Source organism: Roseisolibacter sp. H3M3-2 (genome assembly GCF_029211165.1).
Classification (GTDB): domain Bacteria; phylum Gemmatimonadota; class Gemmatimonadetes; order Gemmatimonadales; family Gemmatimonadaceae; genus Roseisolibacter.
Genome location: NZ_JARGEK010000647.1, coordinates 1 through 1,322, shown reverse-complemented (window position 1 = coordinate 1,322; position 1,322 = coordinate 1). Strand labels below are relative to the sequence as shown.

General features: G+C 80.1%; 1 protein-coding gene. It reads right to left on the bottom strand.

Going from position 1 to position 1,322, the window contains the following annotated elements:
- Positions 1-1,322 (bottom strand): carboxypeptidase-like regulatory domain-containing protein (locus PYV61_RS25410; protein ID WP_275836679.1); only part of this gene is annotated, 1,322 nt, incomplete at both ends.

Here is a 1,322-nt window from a genome sequence, read left to right as displayed (position 1 = left end):
GCCGGCGTGCCGTCGGCCGCCACCACGGCCCCGCCCAGCAGCACGGCGTCCGCGCGGGGGCCGCAGCGCGCGGCGCGCAGCGTCTCGGCGCCCGGCACCGCCGCGGCCAGCGTCAGCGAGTCGCCGCTCGCCAGCGGAAGCGTGGTGCCGACGACGCCCATCCCCGCCGCGACGAGGCGCGGGTGGCGCACGCGCACCTCGTACTCGCCCGGCATCCAGAGCGGGACGCGGAAGCGCCCGGCGTCGTCGGAGCGCGCGCGGTGCGAGCCGCCCACCGTCACCTCCGCGCCGACGAGCGGCGCTCCCGCGACGCTGTCGAACGCGACCCCCGCGACCACCGCCGCCGGGCGGTCGTCCGGGCTCTCGCCGAGGGGCGTCGCCTCGCCCGCGCGCTCCAGCAGCTCGGCCACGCCGTACGTCGCGCGGCGCGTCGGCGTCAGCCCGATCGGGCTCTCCGCGCCGATGTTGCTGCGCCAGCGCGTGAGCACCGGGAGGCGGATGTGCCAGCGGCGCACGATCCACGCGCCCGACGCGGTGCGCGCGAACTCCGCGCGCCCGCCCGGCGCCGCGTTGCGCGGCACCGTCATCGGGCCGCCGCCGTCGGGCGCCGGCACGTTCACGAACTCGAAGTCGACGTGGCGCAGCTCCGCGCTCGCGCCGTCGAGCCACAGCGTGCCGCGCACGTCGGGGCGCGGCCGCGACTGCGCCACCGGCTCGAACGCCAGCCCCACCAGCCCGTCCTGCCCCTCCGCGGCGCGCACCGCGCGGAAGCAGTGCGACGCCGCGAACAGCGGCGACAGCAGCACGCTCGCGTCGGGGGCGAAGAAGTCGAGCCCCTCGTCCCCCTGCCGCACCCACCCGCCGGCGTTCAGCGACTCCGCGGGGAGCGTGACGAACGGGCGGCCGGTCACGACCTTGGCCGGCAGCGCGCGCTCGCGCACCACCGCGCCGGCGGTCGTCAGCGTGCGCTCGACGGTGCGCACGCGCAGCGGCAGCCGCCCCGCGCGCTCGACGAGCGCGGTGGCGAGCAGCGCCTTCCCCGCCTCGTCCCACAGCGCGGTCGCGGCGGCGGTGGTGGTGCTGGCGTCGGCGCGCTCGCGCCCGCACGGCGCGTCCGAGCGCACGACCACGGCGTCGAGCCGGTCGCGCCGCTCGCCCAGTGCGGCGGCCACCGCCAGCACGTCGGACCGCGACGGGTCGAGCGTCACCGGCGCGGGCGCGAGCCACGCCGCGTACCCGGTGCGGTCGACGCGCACGCGGTAGCGCCCCGCCGCGGGCGCGACGAGCGTCGCCGCGCCGTCGTCCTCGCCGAGCGCCGCGGC